Genomic DNA, 21890 nt, shown 5'->3' with positions numbered 1-21890 from the left:
CCGTAACCTACGCCCCACGACGGCGGCACGTCCCGGACCGCCCGGTTCGTCCCGGTGACCTAGTTGTTCGGTTCTGACAGGATGGTCACATGAACCGGCTGGGTAGTGAGACCTCTCCCTACCTCCTCCAGCACGCCGCCAATCCAGTCGACTGGTGGCCTTGGGGAGAGGAGGCGATGCAAGAAGCGAGACGGCGGGACGTACCCCTACTGATCAGTGTGGGTTACTCATCCTGCCATTGGTTACTCGCTTCTTGACCGCCACTGATGCCATGTGATGGCGCATGAGAGCTTCGAGGACGAAGCCACCGCCCAGTTGATGAACGAGCACTTCGTCTGCGTCAAGGTCGACCGCGAGGAACGGCCCGACGTCGACGCCGTGTACATGAGCGCCACCCAGGCCATGACCCACCAGGGCGGCTGGCCGATGACGGTGTTCGCCACGCCCGACGGCCACCCCTTCTACTGTGGCACCTACTTCCCCCGCGACACCTTCCAGAGGCTGCTGCTCGGCGTCCACCAGGCCTGGACGGGCGATCGCGAGCAGGTCCTGGCCCAGGGGTCGAAGGTGGTCCAGGCGCTCAACTCCCACACCTCGCTGCCCAGCGGCCCGCTGCCGGAGGCGGCCACGCTGGAGCGGGCCGTACGGAATCTGCGCGCGGGCTTCGACGCCGAGCGGGGCGGGTTCGGTGACGCGCCCAAGTTCCCGCCGTCGATGGTGCTGGAGTTCCTGCTGCGCGCGGGCGAGCGCGACATGTCGGCGCGCACGCTGGAGGCGATGGCCAGGGGCGGCATCTACGACCAGCTCGGGGGCGGCTTCGCCCGCTACAGCGTGGACGCGGGCTGGGTGGTGCCGCACTTCGAGAAGATGCTCTACGACAACGCCCTGCTGCTGCGCGTCTACACGCACTGGTGGCGCCTGTCGCGCGAGCCGCTGGCCCGCAGGGTGGCGCTGGAGACCGCCGAGTGGCTGCTGCGCGAGATGGGCACCGCGGAGGGCGGGTTCGCCTCCGCGCTCGACGCCGACAGCGAGGGCGAGGAGGGCAAGTTCTACGTCTGGACGCCCGCCGAGCTCACGGACGTGCTCGGCGCCGGCGACGGCGCGTGGGCGGCGGAGCTGTTCGAGGTCACCGGCACGTTCGAGCACGGCACGTCGGTGCTGCAGCTGCTGCGCGACCCGGCCGACCTCGCACGCTACGAGCGGGTCCGTGAGCGCTTGCTCGCCGCCCGTGACCTGCGGGTACGGCCCGGCCGCGACGACAAGGTCGTGGCCGCCTGGAACGGCCTGGCCATCGCCGCGCTGGCCGAGACCGGCGTCGTGTTCGAGCGCGAGGACCTGGTGGCGGCGGCGCGGGCGGCAGCCGTACTGCTGGAGGAGGTGCACGTCACCGGCGACCGGCTGACCCGCACCTCCCGCGACGGACGGGCCGGCGCCAACGCCGGCGTGCTGGAGGACTACGCCGACGTGGCGGAGGGCCTGCTCACCCTCTACTCGGCGACCGGCGAGACCCGCTGGTTCACGCTGGCGGGGACGCTGCTGGAGACCGTGCTCACCCGGTTCGCCGACGGCGAGGGCGGGTTCTACGACACCGCGGACGACGCCGAGCGGCTGTTCCAGCGTCCGCAGGACCCCACAGACAACGCGGTGCCCTCCGGGCAGTTCGCGGCGGCCGGGGCTCTGCTGTCGTACGCGGCGCTGACCGGCTTCCGGCGGCACCGCGAGGCGGCCTACGACGCGCTCGGCACCGTTTCCGTGCTCGCCGTCGGCCATGCCAGGTTCGCGGGCTGGGGCCTGGCGGTCGCCGCCGCGGCGCTGTCCGGGCCGGTGGAGGTGGCCGTGGTCGGCGCCCCAGGCGATCCCGGCACGCGGGCGCTGCACCGGGAGGCCATGCTGTCCGGTTCCCCGGGACTGGTGATCGCGCTCGGGCCGTCCGAGGAGGTGCCGCTGCTGGCGGGGCGATCGGGGATCGACGGCGGAGCCACGGCCTACGTCTGCCGCGACTTCGCCTGCCGGCTGCCGGTGACCACCCCGGAGGACCTGAGGGCCGAGCTGTCGGCCTAAAGTACCGGGATGGCTAACCTACGGGAGCAGATTCTCCGCGAACTCGGGGTGAAGGCGACCATCGTCCCCAAAGTCGAAATCCGCCGGCGGATCGACTTCCTCAAGGACTACCTGCGCTCGACTCCGGCCAAGGGCTACGTGCTCGGGGTCAGCGGCGGCCAGGACAGCACGCTGACCGGCCGGCTGTGCCAGCTCGCCGCCGAGGAGTTGCGCGCCGGAGGGCACGCGGCCACCTTCGTCGCGGCGCGGCTGCCCTACGGCGTGCAGGCCGACGAGCACGACGCGCAGATCGCCCTCGACTTCATCCGCCCGGACCGCTCGATCGCGGTGAACGTCAAGCCGGGCGCGGACGCCACCGCGGCGCAGACGGCGCTCGGCGTGCGGGAACTGCTGGGCGACGAGCCCACGCTGCGCGACTTCGTGCGCGGCAACACCAAGGCGCGCGAGCGCATGGTGATCCAGTTCGCGATCGCCGGGCAGCTCGGCATGCTCGTCGTGGGCACCGACCACGCGGCCGAGGCCGTGACCGGCTTCTTCACCAAGTACGGCGACGGCGGCGCCGACCTCACCCCGCTGACCGGGCTGACCAAGCGCCAGGGCGCCGCACTGCTCCAGGAGCTGGGCGCGCCGCCGAGCGTCTGGGAGAAGGTGCCGACCGCCGACCTGGAGGACGATCGGCCCGCGCTGCCCGACGAGGTGGCGCTCGGCCTGACCTACGCCCAGATCGACGACTACCTGGAAGGCGCCGAGGTGCCGCGGGAGGTGGCGGACAAGATCGAGTCGACCTATCTCGCCACCCGGCACAAGCGGGCCCTTCCCGTCACGCCGTACGACGACTGGTGGCGGCCAGGCGCCTAGCCGTTGGGGCGGCCGTTGGCGGGGCGGCCGGTGTTGTCCCGGTTGTCGCCCGGTCCCGTGGTGGGGGCGCCGGTGCCGTCGCCGCCCGTGGGCGGGCCGGTCTCCGGCTCCTCGGGGAGCGTCGGGTCGTCGCTGGGGGTGTCCGTGGGCTCGGGTTCCGTGGGCTCGAACGTCGGGTCGGGCGTCTGCGTGACGTCGTCGTTGGGCCAGCCGTCCGGATCGCGGGCGTCGTCGTCGCGCATGCCGCGGTCGTCGTCGGGCTCGGAGTCGTAGGTGCCGTAGCCGAAGTCCGTGGGCTCGGGGAACTGCACGACGGGCTTGCCGGCCATCGCCTCGGTCATGAAGGCCCGCCAGATCTGGGCCGGGAGCTGGCCGCCGAACTGCACGCCGTACCCGGGGATCTGGACGGTCTTGTTGTCGTCGCGGAACATGTTCACCGCGGTCGCCATCTGGGCGGTGAAGCCGTTGAACCACACCGCGCCGGAGTCGTCCGTGGTGCCGGTCTTGCCGGCGACGGGGCGGTCGTAGAGGCGGGCGGCGGTGCCGGTGCCGTACTTGACGACCTGCTGCATCGCGTACGTGGCGTCGCCGGCGGCCTCCTTGCTGATGGCCTGGGCGGTGGCCGGCTTGATGGTCGTCTTCTTGCCGCGGGCGTCGGTGACCGACTTGATGACGTGCGCCTCGGCGTGTACGCCGCCGTTGGCGAAGGTGGAGAAGCCGGAGGCGTTCTGCACGGCGCTGAGCGAGGCCACGCCGAGCGGGAACGAGGCGGCGCCCTGGTGCTGCTTGAGCTGGGCGGCCGGGATGCCCATGGCCTCGGCGGTGGCGGCGACCTTGTCCAGGCCGACCTTCTGGCCGAGGTCGACGAAGGCGGTGTTGACCGAGCTCTGGGTGGCGCGGATCAGGTTGATGTTGCCGTAGGAGCGCCCGCTGTCGTTGGGGATGGGGTGGGAGGGGTCGGAAGCCACGCGCATCGGCGAGTTACCGTCGACCCGCGTCGAGAGGCCCATGCCGTCGTTGAGCGCGGCGGCCAGCGTGTACGGCTTGAAGGTCGAGCCCGCCTGCACCCGGGAGGAGAAGGCGTTGTCGTACTTGTACTGGGAGGCCTTGCCGCCGTAGAAGGCGATGACCTCGCCGGTGGACGGTTCGACCGCGGCCAGGCCGACGCGGACCTTCTTCGGGGTGCCGGCCGGGACGACCTGCTTCACGGCTCGGGCGGCGGCATCCATGAGCCTCTTGTCGAAGGTGGTCACGATCTTCAGGCCGCCGCCGTTGATGGCCTCGTCGGTGTAGCCGCGCCGGTTGAGCTCGGCGCGTACCTGGTCGACCATGTACTGGCTCTGGCCCTTGAACTCGAAGGGCTTCTTCGGCGCCTTGAGCGTGGGGAACTTCTCGGCCGCCGCCTGGTCGGGCGTGAGCGCGCCGATCTCGCGCATGCCGTTGATCACCGAGGTCCATCGGGACTTGGCCGCGTCGAGGTCGCCGCCCTGGGGGTCGGCGAAGCGGCTGGGCTGCTGGATGACCGAGGCGAGGTAGGCGGCCTCCGAGACGGTGATCTTGCTGACGTCCTTGCCGAAGTAGGCCTGGGAGGCGGCCTGCACGCCGTTGGCGCCGCGGCCGAAGTAGATCGTGTTGAGGTACTGCTCCAGCACCCATTCCTTCGACTTGGACTGGTCGACCTTCATCGCGATGAGGATCTCTTTGAACTTGCGGGTGACCGATCGCTCCTGGCTGAGCCCGCTGTAGTAGTTGCGGACGAGCTGCTGCGTGATCGTGGAGCCGCCCTGCAACTGCTGGCCGGTGACGGTGGACCAGACCGAGCGCACGGTGCCCTTCACCGACACGCCGCTGTCGGTGTAGAAGGAGCGGTTCTCGATGGCGATGACCGCGTCGCGTACGTGCTTGGGCACGCTCGCGAGTGGAACGTTCTTACGGTCGATGCCCTGCCGGGCGATCTCGGTCTTGCCGTCGCGGTAGTAGATGACGGAGCCCTGTGCGGTGGCCTGCTTCTGCGTGCTGTCGGGAATGGGAGTCATCGCCCACGCGATGCCGAAGAGCCCGATCATCACGACGATTCCCACACCACTGGCGATTAGGAAATAGCGGAGAATCCGCCGCTTTCGCATGCCCTTCTCCCCATCACTCCGCACGCGCAACCCCCCGATCGCCCTCTGCTCCGCCCTCGCGACCTGGGCGAATGTCAAGGGTAAACGATCGATAACGGTGCCTCGACCCTGAACCCGATGGTACGTCTACCGCGCCACACGACGCGGGACATCCGCGACCAAGGGCAGCACACGGTATGGGACAGGTGTGTCGAGCGCGATTACGGAGGATGTTCTGAGCACACCCTGGACTTCCACGATCTGGTCGATAACCCGCTGGAGGTCGGCATTCGTGCGCGCCACGACCCGGCAGATGAGATCGCTTCCGCCGGTGATCGTGTGAACTTCGAGCACCTCGGGAATGTGCGCGAGCCGGTCCGCCACGGGATCGTGCCCGGCCACCTGGCGAATCTCCATTGTGACGAACGCCATGACGTCGTAACCCAGCGCGGCCGGCGAGACGTCGGGCCCGAAGCCGGTGATCACCCCCCGGGCGATCATGCGATCGAGCCGCGCCTGGACGGTCCCGCGCGCCACGCCGAGCCGCCGCGAGCACTCCAGGACGCCGAGCCGCGGCTCAGCGGTTAGCAGACTGAGCAGTTTGGCGTCCAGTTCGTCGATAGCCATGGACAGATTGTCCACCAAAACAAGTCACTGTTGCGCAGTAAGCTCATCAAATTCAACAGTTAGCCCTATGAGCGACGTATTTCCGGTGAACGGCATGCACGCCGTGGTCTTCGCGGTGGGCAATGCCAAGCAGACCGCCCACTACTACTCGACCGCCTTCGGAATGCAGCTGGTGGCCTACCGGGGCCCGGAGACCGGCAGCAGGGACGAGGTGGCGTACGTGCTCAAGTCCGGCGGCGCCGTCTTCGAGTTCAGGGCCGCGGTACGGCCCGGCCACGACCTGGCCCGCCACGTGGCCGAACACGGTGACGGCGTGATCGACCTGGCCATCGAGGTGCCCGACGTCGAGGCGGCGTACGCCTATGCCGTCGCCCATGGGGCGCGGGGGCCGGCGGAGCCGTACACGATGGAGGACGAGCACGGGAAGGTGATCGTCGCCGCGATCGCCACCTACGGCGAGACCCGCCACACGCTGATCGACCGCTCCAACTACAACGGCCCCTACCTGCCCGGCTACGCTGCCCGCGAGCCGATGGTGGCGCCTCCGGCCAAGCGGTTCTTCCAGGCGATCGACCACTGCGTCGGCAACGTCGAACTGGGCAAGATGGACGAGTGGGTGGAGTTCTACCGCGAGGTGATGGGCTTCACGAACATGGCGGAGTTCGTGGGCGACGACATCGCCACCGAGTACTCCGCGCTGATGTCCAAGGTCGTCGCCGACGGCACCAGGAAGGTCAAGTTCCCGCTGAACGAGCCCGCGATCAGCAGGAAGAAGTCGCAGATCGACGAGTACCTCGAGTTCTACGGGGGCCCCGGGGTCCAGCACATCGCGCTGGCCACCAACGACATCCTGGCCACAGTGGACAACATGCGCGCGGCGGGCGTGCAGTTCCTCGACACTCCCGACTCCTACTACGACGACCCCGAGCTGCGCTCGCGCATCGGCGAGGTCAGGGCGCCGATCGAGGAGCTGAAGAAGCGCAAGATCCTCGTGGACCGCGACGAGGACGGCTACCTGCTGCAGATCTTCACCAAGCCCGTGCAGGACCGGCCCACGGTCTTCTTCGAGCTCATCGAGCGCCACGGCTCGCTCGGCTTCGGAAAGGGCAACTTCAAGGCGCTGTTCGAGGCCATCGAGCGCGAGCAGGAACTCAGGGGCAACCTTTAGTTTGTCCTGACCCGGTGGTGGTGATCTTGCTTGCATGACACCACCACTGGCGGGGCGCTGGCGGCGACTGTTCTCGGGCATCCTGGACGAGATCATCATCGCGATCGTCTCGATACCGTTCAGCTGGAACAGCTGGACGTACGTCTGGGACTCCAGCCGGGGCATCTGGGAGCGCATCCCGACGCAGCACGTCTTCCTGCAGTCGGTCATCGCCTTCCTCTACTTCTGGCTGCTGCACTCCTACTGGAACGGCCAGACGGTCGGCAAGAAGATCTTCGGCATGCGGGTCGTGCAGGAGAGCGGCGGCAAGGCCACGGTCGGCCAGGTGGCCATCCGCGAGGCGGTCAGGACCGTGCTGAGCTGGCTGTGCTGCATCGGCGCCCTTCTGGACCTGGGCTGGATTCTCTTCGACGGGCGTAAGCAGGCACTGCACGACAAGGCGGGCAAGACCCTCGTCGTGGATGCCTGAACCAGGCTCTTACCTATCGTAGGCTTCTGGTCACGCTTCGAAGGGAGACGTGGCCATGGGGTCCACCCGGCGCATCGCGGTATCGCTCACCGCGCTTCTCGCCGTGCTCGCCTGCTCGCCGTCCAACGGCGCCGCCGCCCCAACGTCGGCCCAGCCGGTGGCGGGGGACGCGGGCGCGCCGGGGATCGGCGACGCCGATTTCCCACTCGACGGCAACGGCGGGTACGACGTCGCCCACTACGACCTCCGCCTCGACTACGACCCCGGCAAACTCCACCTCAACGGCGAAGCCGCCATCCAGGCCAGGGCCACCCAGCGGCTGAGCCGGTTCAACCTCGACCTGTCCGGGCTCGACATCGGCGGCGTGTCGGTCGACGCGCGCGAGGCGACGTACTCTCGCAGCGGCGACGAGCTGACCGTGATCCCCGCGCAGCCGCTGGACAAGGGCGCCAGGTTCACGGTGAAGGTCACGTACTCGGGCAGCCCGAAGCCGATCAAGGACGCCACCAACCTCGGCACGTACGGCTGGATCGCCACTCCCGACGGCGCCTTCGTCGTCTGCGAGCCCAACGGCGCCAAGACCTGGTTCCCCGCCAACGACCACCCGGCCGACAAGGCCCGCTTCGACTTCGAGATCACCGTCCCGCAGGGGCTGACCGCGCTGGCCAACGGCGAGCTGACCGGCAAGCCGCGGACCTCGGGCGGCAAGACCACCTTCTCCTGGCGCGAGAAGCACCCGATGGTCACCTACCTGGCCACGGCCACGCTGGGCCGCTTCGAGCTGCGTCAGGGCAAGACCGCCACCGGCATCGCGAACCTGGTCGCCGTCGACCCCGGGTTCCGTTCCTCGCTCGACCGGCTCTACACCGTCTCCGGCCAGGTCACCGACTACTGGAGCTCGGTCTTCGGCCCCTACCCGTTCTCCTCGACGGGCGGCGTGGTGGACAACTTCCCCGCCGGTTACGCGCTGGAGAACCAGACCAAGCCCATGTACGGCGGCTTCGACCCCGACGAGGGCATCATCGCCCACGAGCTGGCCCACCAGTGGTTCGGCAACAGCCTGAGCGTCAAGCGCTGGCGCGACCTGTGGCTCAACGAGGGCTTCGCCACCTACGCCGAGTGGCTGTGGCAGGAGCACCGCGGCAAGTCCCGCGCCCAGGCGGTCTTCGACAACTACTACGCCCGCCCGAGCACCGACCCCATCTGGGCCTACCCGCCCGGCAGGGCCAAGCCGAAGGACCTGTTCAACGAGTCGGTCTACACGCGGGGCGCGATGACGCTGCACGCGCTGCGCACCGAGATCGGCGACCCCGCGTTCTTCCGCCTGATCAAGGACTGGGCCGCCGGGCACCGCTACGGGCACGTGACCACCGCGCAGTTCGTGGCGCTGGCCGAGAAGGTGTCGGGCAAGCAGCTGGACAAGCTGTTCGACGCGTGGCTCTTCCAGCCCAGGCGGCCCGCGGGCGGCTAGTCCGGCCGGTAGAAGAAACGATCCAACGCGAGCGCCGCGGCCCCGGCCACTCCGGCGTCGCGGCCGAGGCCGCAGCGGTCCAGGTGAACGGGCTCGCGCGTCCTGTCACGCAGGGCGGCCCGTATCCGGTCGAGCAGGTCCTCGGGCGCGGCCGCGAACAGGCCGCCGAGCCGGACGTGCTCGGGACCGAGCAGGGTGACGGCGGCGGCCAGGGCGGTGGCGAGCCAGGTGGCCACCTCGTCACGGAGCACGGCATCGGCCGCCACTGCCGCCATCAAGCCCTCCTGCCCTCCTCCGCCGCCGCTCAGGCGGGCGGACAGGGCGGGTCCGGAGATCACGGCGGCCAGGCAGCCGGTGCCGCCGCAGGCGCAGGGCGGGCCGTCGTCCGTCACGCGGAGGTGGCCCAGGTCCGCCGGGCGAAAAGGGCGGCCGTCGAGCACCGCCCCCGCGCTCACGCCGCCGTCCACGTGCACGTAGACCAGGTCGCGGGCGCGACAGCCGTACCTCGCCTCGGCCAGGGCCATGGCGCAGGCGTCGTGTCCGGTCACGACGCCCGGCCCGAGCGGGACCCCGAACCGGTCGGCCACGCGCCGGTCGGGCGCGGCCACGCCGACGCCCAGCACCCGCGCGGGATCCACCCCCGACGCGGCGACCAGCGCGTGGATCGCCTCGGCCAAGGGCCCGCAGGCCGGTACGGCGCCGCCCGCCGCCCGGCCCAGCAGGTCGCGCAGCCCCAGCCGCACCCCGTCCGGCCCGCCGTGCACCCCTACCACCCAGAACGCCTCCGGCAGCAACGCCACGTCGGTGGCGGGACGCCCGACCCGGGGCGCGCCCGCGAGGCCTTCCGCCAGGCAGCCGTCCGCGATGAGCTGGCCGACGACCTTGGTCATCGTGGTGGCCGACAGCCCGGTCCTGCGGGCCAGCTCCGCCCTCGGCATCGGTCCGGCGTCACGGAGGAGACGCAGCACGAGGCCGCGGGCTGTATTGGTCATGGTGAGAACGAAACTAATCTCATCACCGGACACAAGACCCAAAAGGCACTAGCTCCCCGCGAGCGGCTGTCCCTCGGGTCCGCCCAGGTCGTTCCATGACGGATCCACGACCGCACCGGCGACGAGCGGCCCCTTGAACGATCGGAGCGCGTCGGTCAACACCCCCTGCTTGGACACCTCGCCGCGAAGCGTTACAAGCGTTGCAGACACTCCGTTGAACGGAATACGGTCTTCCCCATGCCCAGAGGAACCTCTGAAGTCAGCGAGCCGATGTTCTTCGTGCTCACCGCGTTGCTCAACGGACCGCTCCACGGACACGCGATCAGCAAGCTGATCCAGGAGCTGTCCAACGGCCGGGTACGCCCGTCGGTCGGCACGCTCTACGGCATCCTTGAGCGCCTGCACGAGCGCGGCGTGATCGCGGTCGATCGCGAGGAGACGGTCAACGGCCGCAACCGCCGCTACTTCCGCATCACCGACGACGGCCAGACGCTCGTCGAGGCCGAGGCCAGGCGGATGCAGGAGGCGGCGGCACTGGTCCTGCGGCTGTCTCCGGGCCAGGTACAAGCCTGGGGCCTGGGCGCCGGTTGGGATCTGGGCGTCGTCTCGGGCCTGAGCCGGGGCCGGGGGGCGCGGGCCGGGGTGTCCGCGCTGAGGATCGCGCGCGGATGACGGCCACGCTGGAGCGTCCGGACACCAGCGTGCTCGAACGCCGCTATCGCAAACTGCTGCTGGCCTATCCGCGCCCGTACCGGCAGGCGCACGGCGACGAGCTGCTCGACGTGCTGATGGAGTCGGCGGACGCCGACCGCACCGTCCCGCCACCCAGGGAGGCGGCGGGGCTGGTGGCGGGTGGCATCCGTACGCGCGTCATCCACCTGGCGGGTGGCAGCGTCTGGCGGGACGGGCTGCACCTGGGCGTGGCCGCCGTGGCCGTCGCCAATCTGGCGGCGCTGGTGCCGTACGCCGGATCGATCCCGTTGTGGACGGCGCTGTCGGCCCTGTCGGTGCTGGCCGTCCTGCGGGGGTGGGTCTGGGCCGCGATCCCCCTCACCGCGGCCGTCGGCGTCAAGGCGGTGGCCATCGCGGGCGGCCGGCAGGTGGCGGAGCTGACCCAGGTGCCGGTCTATCCGGGGCTGCTCACGGACCGGCCGTTGTTCGTCGACAGCGATCCGGGGGTCGTGGCCGTCGCCTATGGGCTGGTGGTGCTCGGCCTGCTGGCGTTGGCGACGCGCGGGGGCGCCCCGCGCGTGCGTTCCTGGTGGTGGTGGGCGGCGATCCCGCTCCTGGCATGGAACGGCCCCGCCTGGATGATCGAGGAGCACAATCTGCCGATCAGCCTGAGCCGGATGGGGCTGGAGCTGGCCCTGATGGCCGCCGCGGCCGTGGCCGGCCACCTGACCCGCGACCTGCGCTGGGCGGCCGGCTGCGCGTTCTACCTGGCGGTCACCGTCGCGGGGGTGAGCCTGCTGACGCTCCCCGAGTACGGCGTGATCCCCACCTCGCAGCACCTGGCGTACTGGGCCCTGCTGGGACTGCTGACGGCGGCCACCGCCCTCCTGCCCCTCCGGCACCGGAGGCATGCCCTGGATTGACGATACTCCGTTGAACGGACTATGGTCTCCGGCATGCTCAAGAGATCAACTCTTGCCGCGACCGCTGCGACCGCCGGGAACGGGGGAAAGCGTGCGATGACGTACGCCGTCACGTTCGCCGCGGCACTCGCGCTCGTAGCCGGTTGCGCGGCCGAGCCCGCCCCACCTGCCGCCCCACGGGCCGCGAGCAGCACCAAGGCGTCCGACAACGCGCACCGGATCCAGTCGATCGTCGGCGACTGTATGAAGGAGAAGGGCTTCAGGTACGTCCCCTGGGCGCCGCGGGTCAAGGCGCCCGAGACCGCGAGCGACCGGGCCTATCTCGGCGACTACGCGGCGATGAAGCAGGAGCGGGCGAAGAAGGGCTTCACGGTCTTCTACCGCTACGCGCATCCCGACCAGAAGGAGGAGGTGCTGTGGTCGTCGGAGGACAGCCCGAACAGCGCCATCATGCGGGACCTGTCACGCGCCCAGCTGGCGGCGTACGAGAAACAGCTGACGGCGTGCAAGTCCCGGGCGATCAAGGAGGTCACCGGCAAGGTCGTCAAGGATGACGACGACCGGTTCGCCCAGATGGACGAGACGGTCAAGAAGGTCCTGGATCGCGAGCTCAACGGTGACCCGAAGCTGGTCGAGCTGGCCGCGGCGATGAGCGCCTGCCTCAAGGGCAAGGGCTACTCCGTGGCCGACACGCGGCCGTCCACGCTCCACACCTGGGGCTGGCGGATGTTCGAGGGCAAGGTCAAGGCGCTGGCCAAGAACGACGACCGGCCGGAGGACGAGGAGATGGCCGAGCACGGGCAGTACACGATGCCCATGATCTCCGTCGAGGACGGCCGGCGGTACTTCAGCCAGGAGGTCAAGGTCGCGCTGGACGACCTGGCGTGCGGCAAGGACTTCTACGCCGCCTACTCACCCAGGAACGCGGAGATCCAGCAGCGCGTGGCACTCGAATTCGGCAGCGGCGGGAGCTGACCATGACCAAGAGGATGAGCCTGGCCGTGGCCGCGCTGGCCGTGCTGACCGGCTGCGGGAACACGCAGGCGGGCGGTGAGCCGAAAGCGGGGGCTTCGGCTGCCCCCGGTACGGCGACCGCGGACAAGCAACTCCAGATGGAGTCGATCCAGGCCGACTGCATGAAGCAGAAGGGCTTCAAATACGTCGCCTACGTGCCGCCGGAGGAGAAGCAGACCGCCGCCGAGATCAGGCGTGACAATGGCGATTACCAAGAAATGCGGAAACATCGCGAAAAATACGGCTTCGAGGTGTTCGCCGAGTTCATCTACCCGGGCGAGGTCGGCATCAGCAAGGAAGAGGCCAAAGTCGACAAGGATCCCAATACGAAGATCGTCGGCGACCTCTCCGCGGCTCAGCACACGTCCTACAAAAAGACGCGCGACACCTGCTTCGTCCTCGCGGCCAAGAAGGTCCTCGGCAAGAGCATCACGAAGAGGACAGACATCTTCCAACAGTTCAGCCAGGCGAAGAACCTCATCGTCGCCAGAGAGGTGGACGGAGACCAACTGCTGGTCAGGCTCGCCTCGGCCATGGCCGACTGTCTGCGCGGCAAGGGCTACACCGTCGCCAAGACCGCTCCGCGCGACATCTCCATGGCCGTCCAGGACTCGATCCACGACATGGCGACCCGGATCGGCGCGAAGCAGCAGGGCGTCGAGTTCAACCCCGGCTCGGGGGAGATCATCATGCCGGAACTCACCGCCGCCCAGGCCAAGCCCTATTTCCAGAAGGAGATCAAGGCCGCGCTCGACGACCTGGAGTGCGGCAAGGACTTCTACCCGGTCTACAACCCCAAGGACCTGAAGATCAACAGCACGCTCCTCGCCGAATATGCGATGAGGTAAGGGGAACCTTGACCATGCTTCGCGCCTCGAAGTATCTTCTCAGCCATGTCTAGGGGATCGTCGGTGAGTGAGCAGACGTATTTCGTACTCGCCGCCCTCCTGGACGGCCCGCTCCACGGGCACGCGATACTCAAGCGCGTCGTCGAGCTCTCCCAGGACCGCGTCAAGCTCGCCGTCGGCACCCTCTACGGCGCGCTCGACCGCCTCACCGACAACGGCGTGATCGTGGTCGAGAAGGAAGAGGTCGTCAACGGCCGCAAGCGCCGCTACTTCCGCATCACCGACGACGGCCGTCGCCTGGTGGAGGAGGAGGCGCTGCGCATGCAGCAGGCCGCGTCGGTGGTCACCAGACGCACGCTCGGGATGACCTTCTCATGAGCCGGCTGGAGCGCCGCTACCGGTTACTGCTGCGCGCCTACCCCGACGGCTACCGCGCCGACTACGGCGACGAACTGCTGGACGTCCTGCTGACCACGGCAGAGCCCGACCGGGCGCTGCCTCCCCTGCGCGAGGCCGCCGCGCTGGTCAAGGGCGGCATCAGGACCCGCATCCTGCAGTCGGCGCACGGCCCGGCCTGGGCGGACGGGCTGCACCTCGCCGTGACGGTGCTCAGCCTGCTCAACCTGGCGGTGCTCATCCCCTACGCGAGCAGCGTCCCGCTGTGGGTGGGCGTGGCCGCGGCGGTGTTCCTGGCCACCCTGCTCGGCCGGGTACGCCTGGCGATCCCCCTGGCCGCCCTGCTCTCCGTCAAGACGCTGGCGATCACGCTGGCCAGGCCGTGGCTGGACGAGACGCTGCTGCCGGTCTTCCCCGACCGGCCGTGGCAGTCGACGCCCGCGCTCTACGCCAGCGGCGGCCCGATCGCCCCGGCCGTCGCCAACGGCCTCCTGATCCTCGGCCTCGTGGCGTTGGCCATTCGCGGCGAAACCCTCCACCGCCGTTCGTGGTGGTGGCTGGCCGCGGTGCCCGTGGCCGCCGGCGCGGATCCAGCCTGGCGCGACATCGTCGAAGCCACCCCTTCCGCGATGCTCCGCGTCGGGCTGGAGACCGCGCTGCTCCTGGCGGCGTGCTACGCCGGCCACGTGACGGCCGACCACCGCTGGTCGATCGCCGCGGCCCTCCACACGCTGCACAGCACGGTGGTGCTCGCCGAGAGCTTCACGCTCGTCGTCGTCGCCCGGCAGGAGAGCGCGCACTGGGCGCTGGTGCTCCTGCTGACCCTGGTCGCGGCGGTGCTGCCGTTCCGCGCCAGGCGCAACGTCCTGCTCTGAACCCCGCCGGCGCCACCGGCTCTCTTCAGCATGCCCCTTTGGAGTTCCCATGAAGTCGCCGCGGAAGCTTCTCGCCGCCGTCCTGGCGGGCGTCCTGGCCATCGCGGGCGCGGGCTGGTTCCTGAGCACCCGCCTGCGCTCGCCGGCCGACGAGGCGGCCCGCCGTATGCCGCCCAAGGCCAGTCTCGTCACCGCGGCGGTCGAGCGCCGCACGCTCGTCAGCACCGTCGCCGTCAACGGCACCCTGGAGTACGGCTCGCCGTTCCCGATCACCCTCGCCGGGGTGGTCGGCGGGCCGGCCGAGCTGCAACGTGCCACGCGGGCCCCGCGCCAGGGCAGGCTGCGCGAGGGCGGCGTGCTGATGGAGGTCAACGGGCGGCCGGTGTTCGCGCTGCGCGGCAAGGTGCCGATGCATCGCACGGTCGCCCCGGGCACCGAGGGCGACGACGTCGAGCAGTTGCAGCGGGCGCTGCGCAGGCTCGGGTTCGGCGCGCCGGTGACGGGGGTGTTCGACGCGGCCACGGTCGCCGCGGTCACCCGGCTGTACGCGAAGGGCGGCTATGAGGCCCAGCGGCCCGCGTTGGCCGACCGGCAGGCGCTGGACACGTTGCGCAAGGCCGTACAGACGGCGAAGGAGACGCTCGCGCTCGAACAACGCGCGCTCGACCAGGGGCGCGACGTGCTGCCTCTGAAGATCAAGCTCGGCAACGCCGAGGACGAGCTGCGCGCGGCCGAGAGCGCGCTGGAGGAGGCGGAGGACGGACGGCTCACGCCCGAGGACCAGGCCAAGGCGGACGCGGCCGACTCGGCCGTGCGCGCGGCCGAGGAGAAGCTGCTCGAAGCCGAGCAGGCGCTGGCCGAGGCGAACAGGCCCGCCCCCACGCCGTCACCCTCGCCTGGCGCCGACACCCGCCTGCTGGAGCTCAAGGTCGCCAACGCCGGGGCGGAGCTGGATTCCGCCCGCCGGGCGCGCGACCGGCTCGCAGAGGAGAGCGCGCAGGCCCGCGTGAAACGCCTGCGGGAGCTGCGTACGGCCGTGCGCACCGCGCAGGAGGGGCTGGTCACCGCCGAACAGGCGCTGCGGCACGCCCGGCAGGTCTCCCCCGCCAAGCTCAAGGTCGCCCACGCGAAGAAGGACGTGGCCGCGGCGTCGGCGCTGCTCAGCGAGTTTCTGCGCACGTTCGGCACGTCGATCCCGCCGGGCGAGGTGGTGTTCCTGCCCGCGCTGCCCGCGCGGGTGCACAAGGCGAAGGTGAAGGCGGGCCAGATGGTCGAGGACGAGGTGGCCACCGTGACCAGTTCGTCGTTCATGGTGTCGGGATCGGTGGAGCCCGGCGAGGCCGGCCTGCTGCGCGAAGGGCTCAAGGCCAGCATCGAACTCGACTCGGGTCAGACCTATCCGGCCACGCTCAGCGCGGTCGGCGACAAGGCCAAGGTCCCCGGCGAGGAGGCGCCACCGCAGGGCAACCGGCCCGTGCTGATCACCCCCGAGTCGATGAAGGGGCTCAAGGGCCTGTCCGGGACCGCCGTCGCCGCCAAAGTGACCGTGGGCGCGACCGACGAGCCGGTGCTGGTGGTGCCGGTCGCCGCGGTCGTCACCGCCGCCGACGGCAGGGCGCGGGTGCAGGTCGAGACCGCGCCGGACCGGACGAGAGAGGTCGAGGTACGGACCGGGCTGACCGCCGACGGCCAGGTCGAGGTGAGCGGCGACCTCAAGGAGGGCGACCGGGTGGTGATCAGCGGTGCCTGAGCCGGTCATCGAGCTGGAGCTGGTCTCGAAGGAGTTCCCCTCCGACCCGCCGGTCCGCGCGCTCGACGAGGTCAGCGTGGCCGTACGGCAGGGCGACTACGTGGCCGTCGTCGGCCCGTCGGGCTCCGGAAAGTCGACCCTGCTCAACGTGCTCGGCCTGCTGGACCGTCCCACCTCGGGCAGCTACCGGCTGGACGGCACCGAGACCACCACCCTGCGCGACGGGGCGCGGACGAGGCTGCGCGGCGACCGGATCGGCTTCGTCTTCCAGTCCTTCCACCTGCTCGCGCACCGCAGCGTGGTGGAGAACGTGATGCTGGCCGAGGTCTACGGCGCCCACCTCCGCAAGAACCGGCGGGAACGCGCGCTCGAAGCCCTGGACCGCGTGGGACTCTCCCACCGGACCGGCTTCCCGCCCGACCGCCTGTCCGGCGGCGAACGCCAGCGCGCCGCCATCGCCAGGGCGCTCATGGGCGGCCCGTCCCTGCTGCTGTGCGACGAGCCCACCGGCAACCTCGACAGCCGCAACACCGACGCCGTGCTCGCCCTGTTCGACGACCTGCGCGCGCAGGGCCTGACGATCGTCGTCATCACCCACGACAACGAGGTCAGCCGGCGCGCCGGACGCCGGGTCAGAATCACCGACGGGGTGCTCAGTGAAGATTCGTGACCTGTGGACCGAAGCGCTCGCCGGCATGCTCGCCAGGCCGGTGCGCTCCGCCCTGACCACGCTCGGCACGGTGCTCGGCATCACCACGCTCGTCGTCACGCTGGGCGTGGCGGTCACGGCGGGCAACCAGATCGTCGGCCGCTTCGACGAACTGGTCGCCACCGCCGTCACGGTCGAGGTGCCCGAGCAGAAGAACGCCCCGCTGGTGAGCTGGGACGCCGTCTCCCGGGTGACCAGGCTGCGCGGCGTCACCTCGGCCGCCGCCGTGGCCGAGACCAAGGACAGCGCCAACCTGTCCGTCCGCTCCAACGACCTGGTGGACCCCACCCGGGTGACCGCCCAGACCTTGAGCGTCCTGGCCTCGACCACGGATCTGCCGCGGGCCGCCCGGGGCCGCATGGTCGCCGGCCGGTTCTTCGACGCCGGGCACGTGCGGCGCCAGGACCGGGTGGCGGTGATCGGCGACCGGGCCGCCAAGCTGCTGGGCGTCGGCAGCCTGAAGCGCGCGCCGGCCATCTTCATCGGCAAGCACGCGTACACGGTCATCGGGGTGCTCGGCGAGCTGCGCCGCGAGCGGAACCTGGCGATGGCGGTGATGATCCCGCCGAGCGCCGGCCGCCAGTTCGGCCTGCGCGACGTGACCCGGGTCCTGATCAACACCAGCCTCGGCGCCGCCGACCTCATCTCCCGCCAGGCCCCGTCCGCGCTCAGCCCGGGGAACGACGGCCTGCTCCACATCATCGCCCCGCCCAGCCCGATCAGGGCCCGCGACAAGGCGCAGGACGACGTCAACGCTCTCTTCCTCATCCTCGGCCTGGTCTCCCTCGTGGTCGGTGCCGTCGGCATCGCCAACGTGACGCTGGTGACCGTGATGGAGCGGGTCTCCGAGATCGGCCTGCGCCGCTCGCTGGGCGCCGCCCGGCGGCACATCGCCGCGCAGTTCCTGCTGGAGTCCACGCTGACCGGGCTGACCGGCGGCGTGATCGGCGCCTCTCTCGGGGTGGTGACCATCGTCGCCGTCTGCGCGGTCAAGGAGTGGACGCCCCTCCTGGACGTACGGCTGGCGCTGGCCGCCCCTGTGGCCGGGGCCGTCGTCGGCCTGATGGCCGGGCTGTATCCGGCGCTGCGGGCGGCCAGGATGGAACCTGTGGACGCGCTGAGATAGTGTCCGCCCCGATGGGACTCCGGCAACTGGCCACCGCGCTGACCATCCTTTTGGTCAGCGCCTCAAGCACGCTGCCCGCCGTACCGTCCGTCGCGCACCGGCCGCCGCTGTCGCCCAAACAGCTCAGGGAGAGCCTGATGGCGGACTGCATGAAGCGGCACCGCTTCCGCTACATCCAGGACCTCGAAGCGCCGGTCCCCGTGACGGAGGCGGAGCGCGGGCTGACCGAGGGCGACTACGCGGCCATGCTGGCCGACCGGGAGAAGCACGGTTTCCGGATCTTCGCCCGGTTCGTCTTCCCCGACGACACCGGCCCCGGGGGCGTCGCGGCCTATCGCATGCACCCCAACACCGAGATCATCAAAGCCCTGTCGCGCGCTCAGGCGCAGGCCTATTTCGAGGCCCAGACCTCGTGCTACGCCTGGTCGGCGGGGAAAGCGCTCGGCCGGAAGGTGACGGGCTACGAGGACCTCGACGCCCAGCTCAAAGTGGCCGCGGAGGCGGCGATGCAACGCGCGCTCGACTCGGACTTCCAGCTGACCGCGAGCGCGCGGGACTATGCCGCCTGCCTGAAGTCCAAGGGCCGCCCCGTGGCCGACCCGCGTCCGAGCCAGATCACCTCACAGGTCCAGAATTCGCTGCTCGACCAGTTGTGGGAGCTCGGCCGCCGCCAGTGGCCCCGGATGCGGGGCAACGTGATGCCCGACCTGTCCCGCTTCGAGGCGGCGCCGTACTTCCGGGAGGAGGTGCGGGCCGCCCTGGACGACCTGGAGTGCGGCAAGGACTTCTACCCCGTCTACCAGCCGCGGGCGAACGCCGTCCACGCCCGCGTCAACCGGGAGTGGGGGCAGGAGTAGTGCGGGGGTCGCTGGCGTTCGCGCTGGCCACGGTGATGGTCGCGGGCCCCGCGGCGCCCGTTCCCGAGTCCGGGGCGACGCCGGTGGCGAACCGGCGCGAGACCCTCATGGCCGCCTGCATGAAGGATCAGGGGTTCAGGTACATCCCGGCCGACTCCCCCCGGCGCCCGCCGAGCCAGAACACCCCCGAGCAGGAACGCCGGAGCCGGGCCACGTACGGCTTCAAGGTCTTCGCCATGTACGTCCACACCACCGACAAGGAGGCGGGCGGCCTCGCGGCACTCCCCTTCGACCCGAACGACCGGCTGACCTCGGCGCTGTCCCTCACGCAGCTACGCGCCTACAGCCGCGCCTACGACGTCTGCCTCGGTTCGGCGGTACTGCGGCTCACAGGCAGGCAGGTCACCGGGCGCTTCGACCTCGACCGGAAGCGGAAGAAGGCGTTGGGTCAGGCCCTGGCGCGGGAGTTCGACAGCTACCCCCCGGCACGGATGTCCGCCCGCAAATATGCCGCCTGCCTGGAGGACTACGGCTACACGGTCCGCTCGGCCCTGCCCAGCCGGATCTCCAGCCAGCTGATGGAGTCGTTCGTCGCCGAACGCAACCGGCTGGCCGGCGCGGAGTTCCCGATCCGGAAGGAGGGCGTGGAGTATCTGCCGACGCTCTCGCCCGCTCAGGCCGGGCCGTACCTGGACAGGGAGATCAAGGCGGCGCTGGCCGACCTGACCTGCGCGACGCGGACCTTCAGGAGGACCCACCAGAGACAGGCCGAGACAAGGGAGCGCGTCGCCCGGGAATGGGCGATCGACTAAGCCGCCCAGTACCTGTCGCCGCCCAGGAGCAGCGCCGCCGCGCCCACGAGGCCGGCCTCCTGGCCGAGCAGGGCCGGGACGACGGACAGGCGGCGCGCGAAGTCCATGCGCGCGTGCTCGCGCAGCGTCCGCTCCAGCGGCTCGAACAGCAACGCGCCCGACTGCGCCAGCCCGCCGCCGATCGTCACCACGTCCAGGTCGCACAGGTGTGTGGCGGAGGCGATCGCCAGGCCCAGCGCCTGTCCGGCCCTCGCGAGGGCCGCGCGGGCGATCGGGTCGCCGTGGCGCGCGTCGGCCGCCAGCATCTGCCCCGTCGCCTCCCGATCCTCCCGGTACGGCCCAGCCGCCCCTTCCGCCCTCTCAGCCCCTTCCACCCCCTCAGCCTGCTCCGCCCCCTCCACCCGTGAGGGCGTCCAGCCCTGCCCCTGCGCCCACGCCACGAGCGCCGGCCCGCGCGCGACGGCCTCCAGGCACCCGTGGCCGCCACAGCCGCAGGGCGGACCGCCGGGCTCCACGATGACGTGCCCGATGTGCCCGGCGTTGCCGGTGCCGCCGTTGACGAGCCGGTCGCCGAGGATGAGACCGCCGCCGACTCCGGTGGAGACGACCATGCCCAGCATGTTGGCCCTGCCGCGCCCGTGGCCCTTCCAGTGCTCGGCGACGGCCAGGCAGATGGCGTCGTTGTGGACGCGCACGGGCTTGCCGGGGAAGCGGGCGGCCAGCCGTTCGCCGAGGGGGAAGGCGCGCCAGCCGGGGATGTTGAGCGGCGAGACCTCGCCGGAGGGCCAGTCCATGGGCCCGCCGCAGCCCACGCCGACGCCGCTGAAGCCGTCGTAGGGCTCGATCAGCGTGAGCAGGGTCTTCCACAGGGTCTCGGCGTCGGCTTCCTGCGGGGTGGCCAGGCGGCGGGTGCGCCGTACGGCGCCGTCGGGGGCGACCAGGGCGGCCGCCATCTTGGTGCCGCCGACGTCGATCGCGAGGATCACCGGCTGCCCGAGGAGAAGACCAGGACCGAGGCGGTGAAGCCGTGGACGTGGTTGTGCCCGGCGACCGGGCCCACCTCGCCGGCGGCGAAGAATCCGGCCATGCCGATGTGGCCGAGGGTGTCGCGCAGGGCGACGGCGTCGTGGTCGGCGGTGCCGAACATGGCGGAGCCGCGGCCGTTGCAGGCGAACAGCAGCGCGCCGTCGACCTTGCCCAGCTCTTCGCGGTGGGCGTCGAGCAGGTCGTAGAGGTCCTCGTCGGCGGTGGCGGCGTCGCGTACCTGGAAGCGGACGGTTCTGCCGACTTCGACGACGTCGCCGATCGCGACCGCCTCCCGGTCGGGGTCGATGCCGAGGACGCCTCTGATGAGGAAGTCGCCGCGTTCGTGGCGCTCGGCGTACTCGTCCATGGCCAGGCCGATCTGCAGGCCGGAGGCGACCAGGTCGCGGTCGTCCTCGTCGAGGTCGCTGACGATGTCCTCCAGGCGGGCGAGGGCGGGCTGGCCGGCCAGTTCGAGCAGCAGGTTCTCCTCGGCGCGGGTGACGACCATGGTGGGGCCGATCGGACGGCAGCCCTGGCTGACCACGGTGCTGACGTTGACCTGGCCGCTGATCAGCACGCCGATGGCGCCCTCGGTGTAGACCTGGCCGTCGGCGAACAGGCGGACCGAGCCTCTGCCGCTCATTCCGTTGGCGAGGCCGCCGATGATCGGCAGGTCGCCGAGCACGTCCACGGAGCGCTCGACGAACGCGTCCGTGGGAAAGGTGTACGGGTCGGCCATCAGGACGGCCACGTGGTCGTCGGCGCCGCGTTCCGGAAGGCCGACGACGACGAAACGGTCTTCGGCGGTCAGCGTCTCCAGGGCGAAGGTGGTCAGTCTGGCGCCGTCGAGCGTCGCCGCCCAGGCGCTGACGGACGGCGCGAGTTCGACGCCCTGACCGTCGCCGATCACGCCGGTGGCGCTGCAGCCGATCACGTGCGCGTCCGGCGCGAGCGCCATGGCCCGGCGGCCGGCCTCCGCCACGTCGTCGGGGTCATCGCCGCAGATGAAGAAACAGACCAGGTCGGCCTTGCCGGCAAGCCTCGACAGGGCCTGCCCCACAGCGCGCTCGGCGGTCGCGCTCAGGTCGGATCCCACGGCGAGGCCATCAGCGAAGCGGCTCGTCATCAGGG

General features: G+C 70.7%; 20 protein-coding genes and 1 pseudogene. 16 read left to right on the top strand and 5 right to left on the bottom strand.

The genetic code is table 11. The features are described 5' to 3' along the window. Positions 1–89 precede the first annotated feature (89 nt). Together ACIBHY_RS21350 and nadE are read left to right on the top strand one after the other, a co-directional pair. Positions 90–2061 (top strand): annotated as a pseudogene (locus ACIBHY_RS21350) (thioredoxin domain-containing protein). Between the two features lie 9 nt (positions 2062–2070). Further along, positions 2071–2919 (top strand): ammonia-dependent NAD(+) synthetase, encoded by an 849-nt coding sequence (gene nadE / locus ACIBHY_RS21345; RefSeq protein WP_397251693.1) that lies wholly within the window; start codon positions 2071–2073, stop codon positions 2917–2919. On the opposite strand, the gene ACIBHY_RS21340 is transcribed toward nadE, so the two are convergent. Both ACIBHY_RS21340 and ACIBHY_RS21335 read right to left on the bottom strand, forming a co-directional pair. After that, positions 2916–4985, bottom strand: coding sequence for a transglycosylase domain-containing protein (locus ACIBHY_RS21340; protein ID WP_397307640.1), 2070 nt, complete (start codon positions 4983–4985; stop codon positions 2916–2918). The genes nadE and ACIBHY_RS21340 overlap by 4 nt on opposite strands. A gap of 186 nt (positions 4986–5171) precedes the next feature. Then, positions 5172–5651: an Lrp/AsnC family transcriptional regulator gene (locus ACIBHY_RS21335; RefSeq protein ID WP_397186473.1), complete on the bottom strand. Its 480-nt coding sequence runs from the start codon at positions 5649–5651 to the stop codon at positions 5172–5174. Positions 5652–5718: 67 nt separating this feature from the next. On the opposite strand from ACIBHY_RS21335, the gene hppD reads away from it, so the two are divergent. Genes hppD through ACIBHY_RS21320 form a run of 3 tightly spaced genes read left to right on the top strand, consistent with a single transcriptional unit; the run spans position 5719 to position 8759 of the window. Continuing rightward, entirely contained in the window at positions 5719–6819 is a 1101-nt protein-coding gene (hppD, locus tag ACIBHY_RS21330) for a 4-hydroxyphenylpyruvate dioxygenase (RefSeq protein ID WP_397307525.1), read from the top strand. A 34-nt stretch (positions 6820–6853) separates the two neighbouring features. After that, on the top strand, positions 6854–7288 hold the full coding sequence (locus ACIBHY_RS21325; RefSeq protein WP_397251699.1) for an RDD family protein: 435 nt from the start codon (positions 6854–6856) through the stop codon (positions 7286–7288). A gap of 55 nt (positions 7289–7343) precedes the next feature. Beyond that, the gene (locus ACIBHY_RS21320; RefSeq protein WP_397251701.1) at positions 7344–8759 is read left to right on the top strand and encodes a M1 family metallopeptidase; all 1416 of its coding nucleotides are present in this window, start codon (positions 7344–7346) and stop codon (positions 8757–8759) included. Here the strand turns inward: ACIBHY_RS21320 and ACIBHY_RS21315 are convergent. Next, complete coding sequence (locus ACIBHY_RS21315) at positions 8756–9751, bottom strand: ROK family protein (protein ID WP_397307524.1); 996 nt, start codon at positions 9749–9751, stop codon at positions 8756–8758. The two genes, ACIBHY_RS21320 and ACIBHY_RS21315, sit on opposite strands and share 4 nt — an antisense overlap. A gap of 237 nt (positions 9752–9988) precedes the next feature. On the opposite strand from ACIBHY_RS21315, the gene ACIBHY_RS21310 reads away from it, so the two are divergent. The 11 genes from ACIBHY_RS21310 (at position 9989) to ACIBHY_RS21260 (ending at position 19733) form a co-directional block, all read left to right on the top strand. Next, positions 9989–10423, top strand: coding sequence for a PadR family transcriptional regulator (locus ACIBHY_RS21310; protein ID WP_397251705.1), 435 nt, complete (start codon positions 9989–9991; stop codon positions 10421–10423). Then, on the top strand, positions 10420–11346 hold the full coding sequence (locus ACIBHY_RS21305) for a hypothetical protein (RefSeq protein WP_397307523.1): 927 nt from the start codon (positions 10420–10422) through the stop codon (positions 11344–11346). Before ACIBHY_RS21310 ends, ACIBHY_RS21305 begins: the two co-directional genes overlap by 4 nt. A 96-nt stretch (positions 11347–11442) precedes the next feature. Next, positions 11443–12321 (top strand): hypothetical protein, encoded by an 879-nt coding sequence (locus ACIBHY_RS21300; RefSeq protein WP_397307522.1) that lies wholly within the window; start codon positions 11443–11445, stop codon positions 12319–12321. A gap of 14 nt (positions 12322–12335) precedes the next feature. Next, positions 12336–13208, top strand: a complete 873-nt coding sequence (locus tag ACIBHY_RS21295; RefSeq protein ID WP_397307521.1) for a hypothetical protein — start codon at positions 12336–12338, stop codon at positions 13206–13208. Between the two features lie 45 nt (positions 13209–13253). Beyond that, on the top strand, positions 13254–13586 hold the full coding sequence (locus ACIBHY_RS21290; protein ID WP_397099006.1) for a PadR family transcriptional regulator: 333 nt from the start codon (positions 13254–13256) through the stop codon (positions 13584–13586). Continuing rightward, positions 13583–14479 carry a hypothetical protein gene (locus tag ACIBHY_RS21285; RefSeq protein ID WP_397307520.1) on the top strand — a complete coding sequence of 299 codons (897 nt, stop codon included), beginning with the start codon at positions 13583–13585 and terminating at the stop codon, positions 14477–14479. Before ACIBHY_RS21290 ends, ACIBHY_RS21285 begins: the two co-directional genes overlap by 4 nt. Positions 14480–14528: 49 nt before the next feature. Then, on the top strand, positions 14529–16229 hold the full coding sequence (locus tag ACIBHY_RS21280) for a peptidoglycan-binding protein (protein WP_397307519.1): 1701 nt from the start codon (positions 14529–14531) through the stop codon (positions 16227–16229). Further along, positions 16222–16899, top strand: coding sequence for an ABC transporter ATP-binding protein (locus ACIBHY_RS21275; RefSeq protein ID WP_397307518.1), 678 nt, complete (start codon positions 16222–16224; stop codon positions 16897–16899). Before ACIBHY_RS21280 ends, ACIBHY_RS21275 begins: the two co-directional genes overlap by 8 nt. Continuing rightward, positions 16886–18064 (top strand): ABC transporter permease, encoded by a 1179-nt coding sequence (locus tag ACIBHY_RS21270; RefSeq protein WP_397307517.1) that lies wholly within the window; start codon positions 16886–16888, stop codon positions 18062–18064. The genes ACIBHY_RS21275 and ACIBHY_RS21270 overlap by 14 nt, the downstream gene beginning before the upstream one ends. A gap of 11 nt (positions 18065–18075) precedes the next feature. Then, positions 18076–18921, top strand: coding sequence for a hypothetical protein (locus tag ACIBHY_RS21265; RefSeq protein ID WP_397251720.1), 846 nt, complete (start codon positions 18076–18078; stop codon positions 18919–18921). Next, positions 18921–19733, top strand: coding sequence for a hypothetical protein (locus ACIBHY_RS21260; protein ID WP_397307516.1), 813 nt, complete (start codon positions 18921–18923; stop codon positions 19731–19733). The genes ACIBHY_RS21265 and ACIBHY_RS21260 overlap by 1 nt, the downstream gene beginning before the upstream one ends. Here the strand turns inward: ACIBHY_RS21260 and ACIBHY_RS21255 are convergent. Then, positions 19730–20719 (bottom strand): ROK family protein, encoded by a 990-nt coding sequence (locus ACIBHY_RS21255; protein ID WP_397307515.1) that lies wholly within the window; start codon positions 20717–20719, stop codon positions 19730–19732. The two genes, ACIBHY_RS21260 and ACIBHY_RS21255, sit on opposite strands and share 4 nt — an antisense overlap. Then, positions 20716–21885 (bottom strand): FIST N-terminal domain-containing protein, encoded by a 1170-nt coding sequence (locus tag ACIBHY_RS21250; RefSeq protein WP_397307639.1) that lies wholly within the window; start codon positions 21883–21885, stop codon positions 20716–20718. Before ACIBHY_RS21250 ends, ACIBHY_RS21255 begins: the two co-directional genes overlap by 4 nt. Positions 21886–21890: the final 5 nt, after the last annotated feature.

The sequence above is a fragment of the Nonomuraea sp. NPDC050547 genome, from assembly GCF_044457345.1.
Classification (GTDB): Bacteria; Actinomycetota; Actinomycetes; order Streptosporangiales; family Streptosporangiaceae; genus Nonomuraea.
Note: the sequence above shows the minus strand (reverse complement) of the source record. Positions and strands in the feature narration are given on the sequence as shown.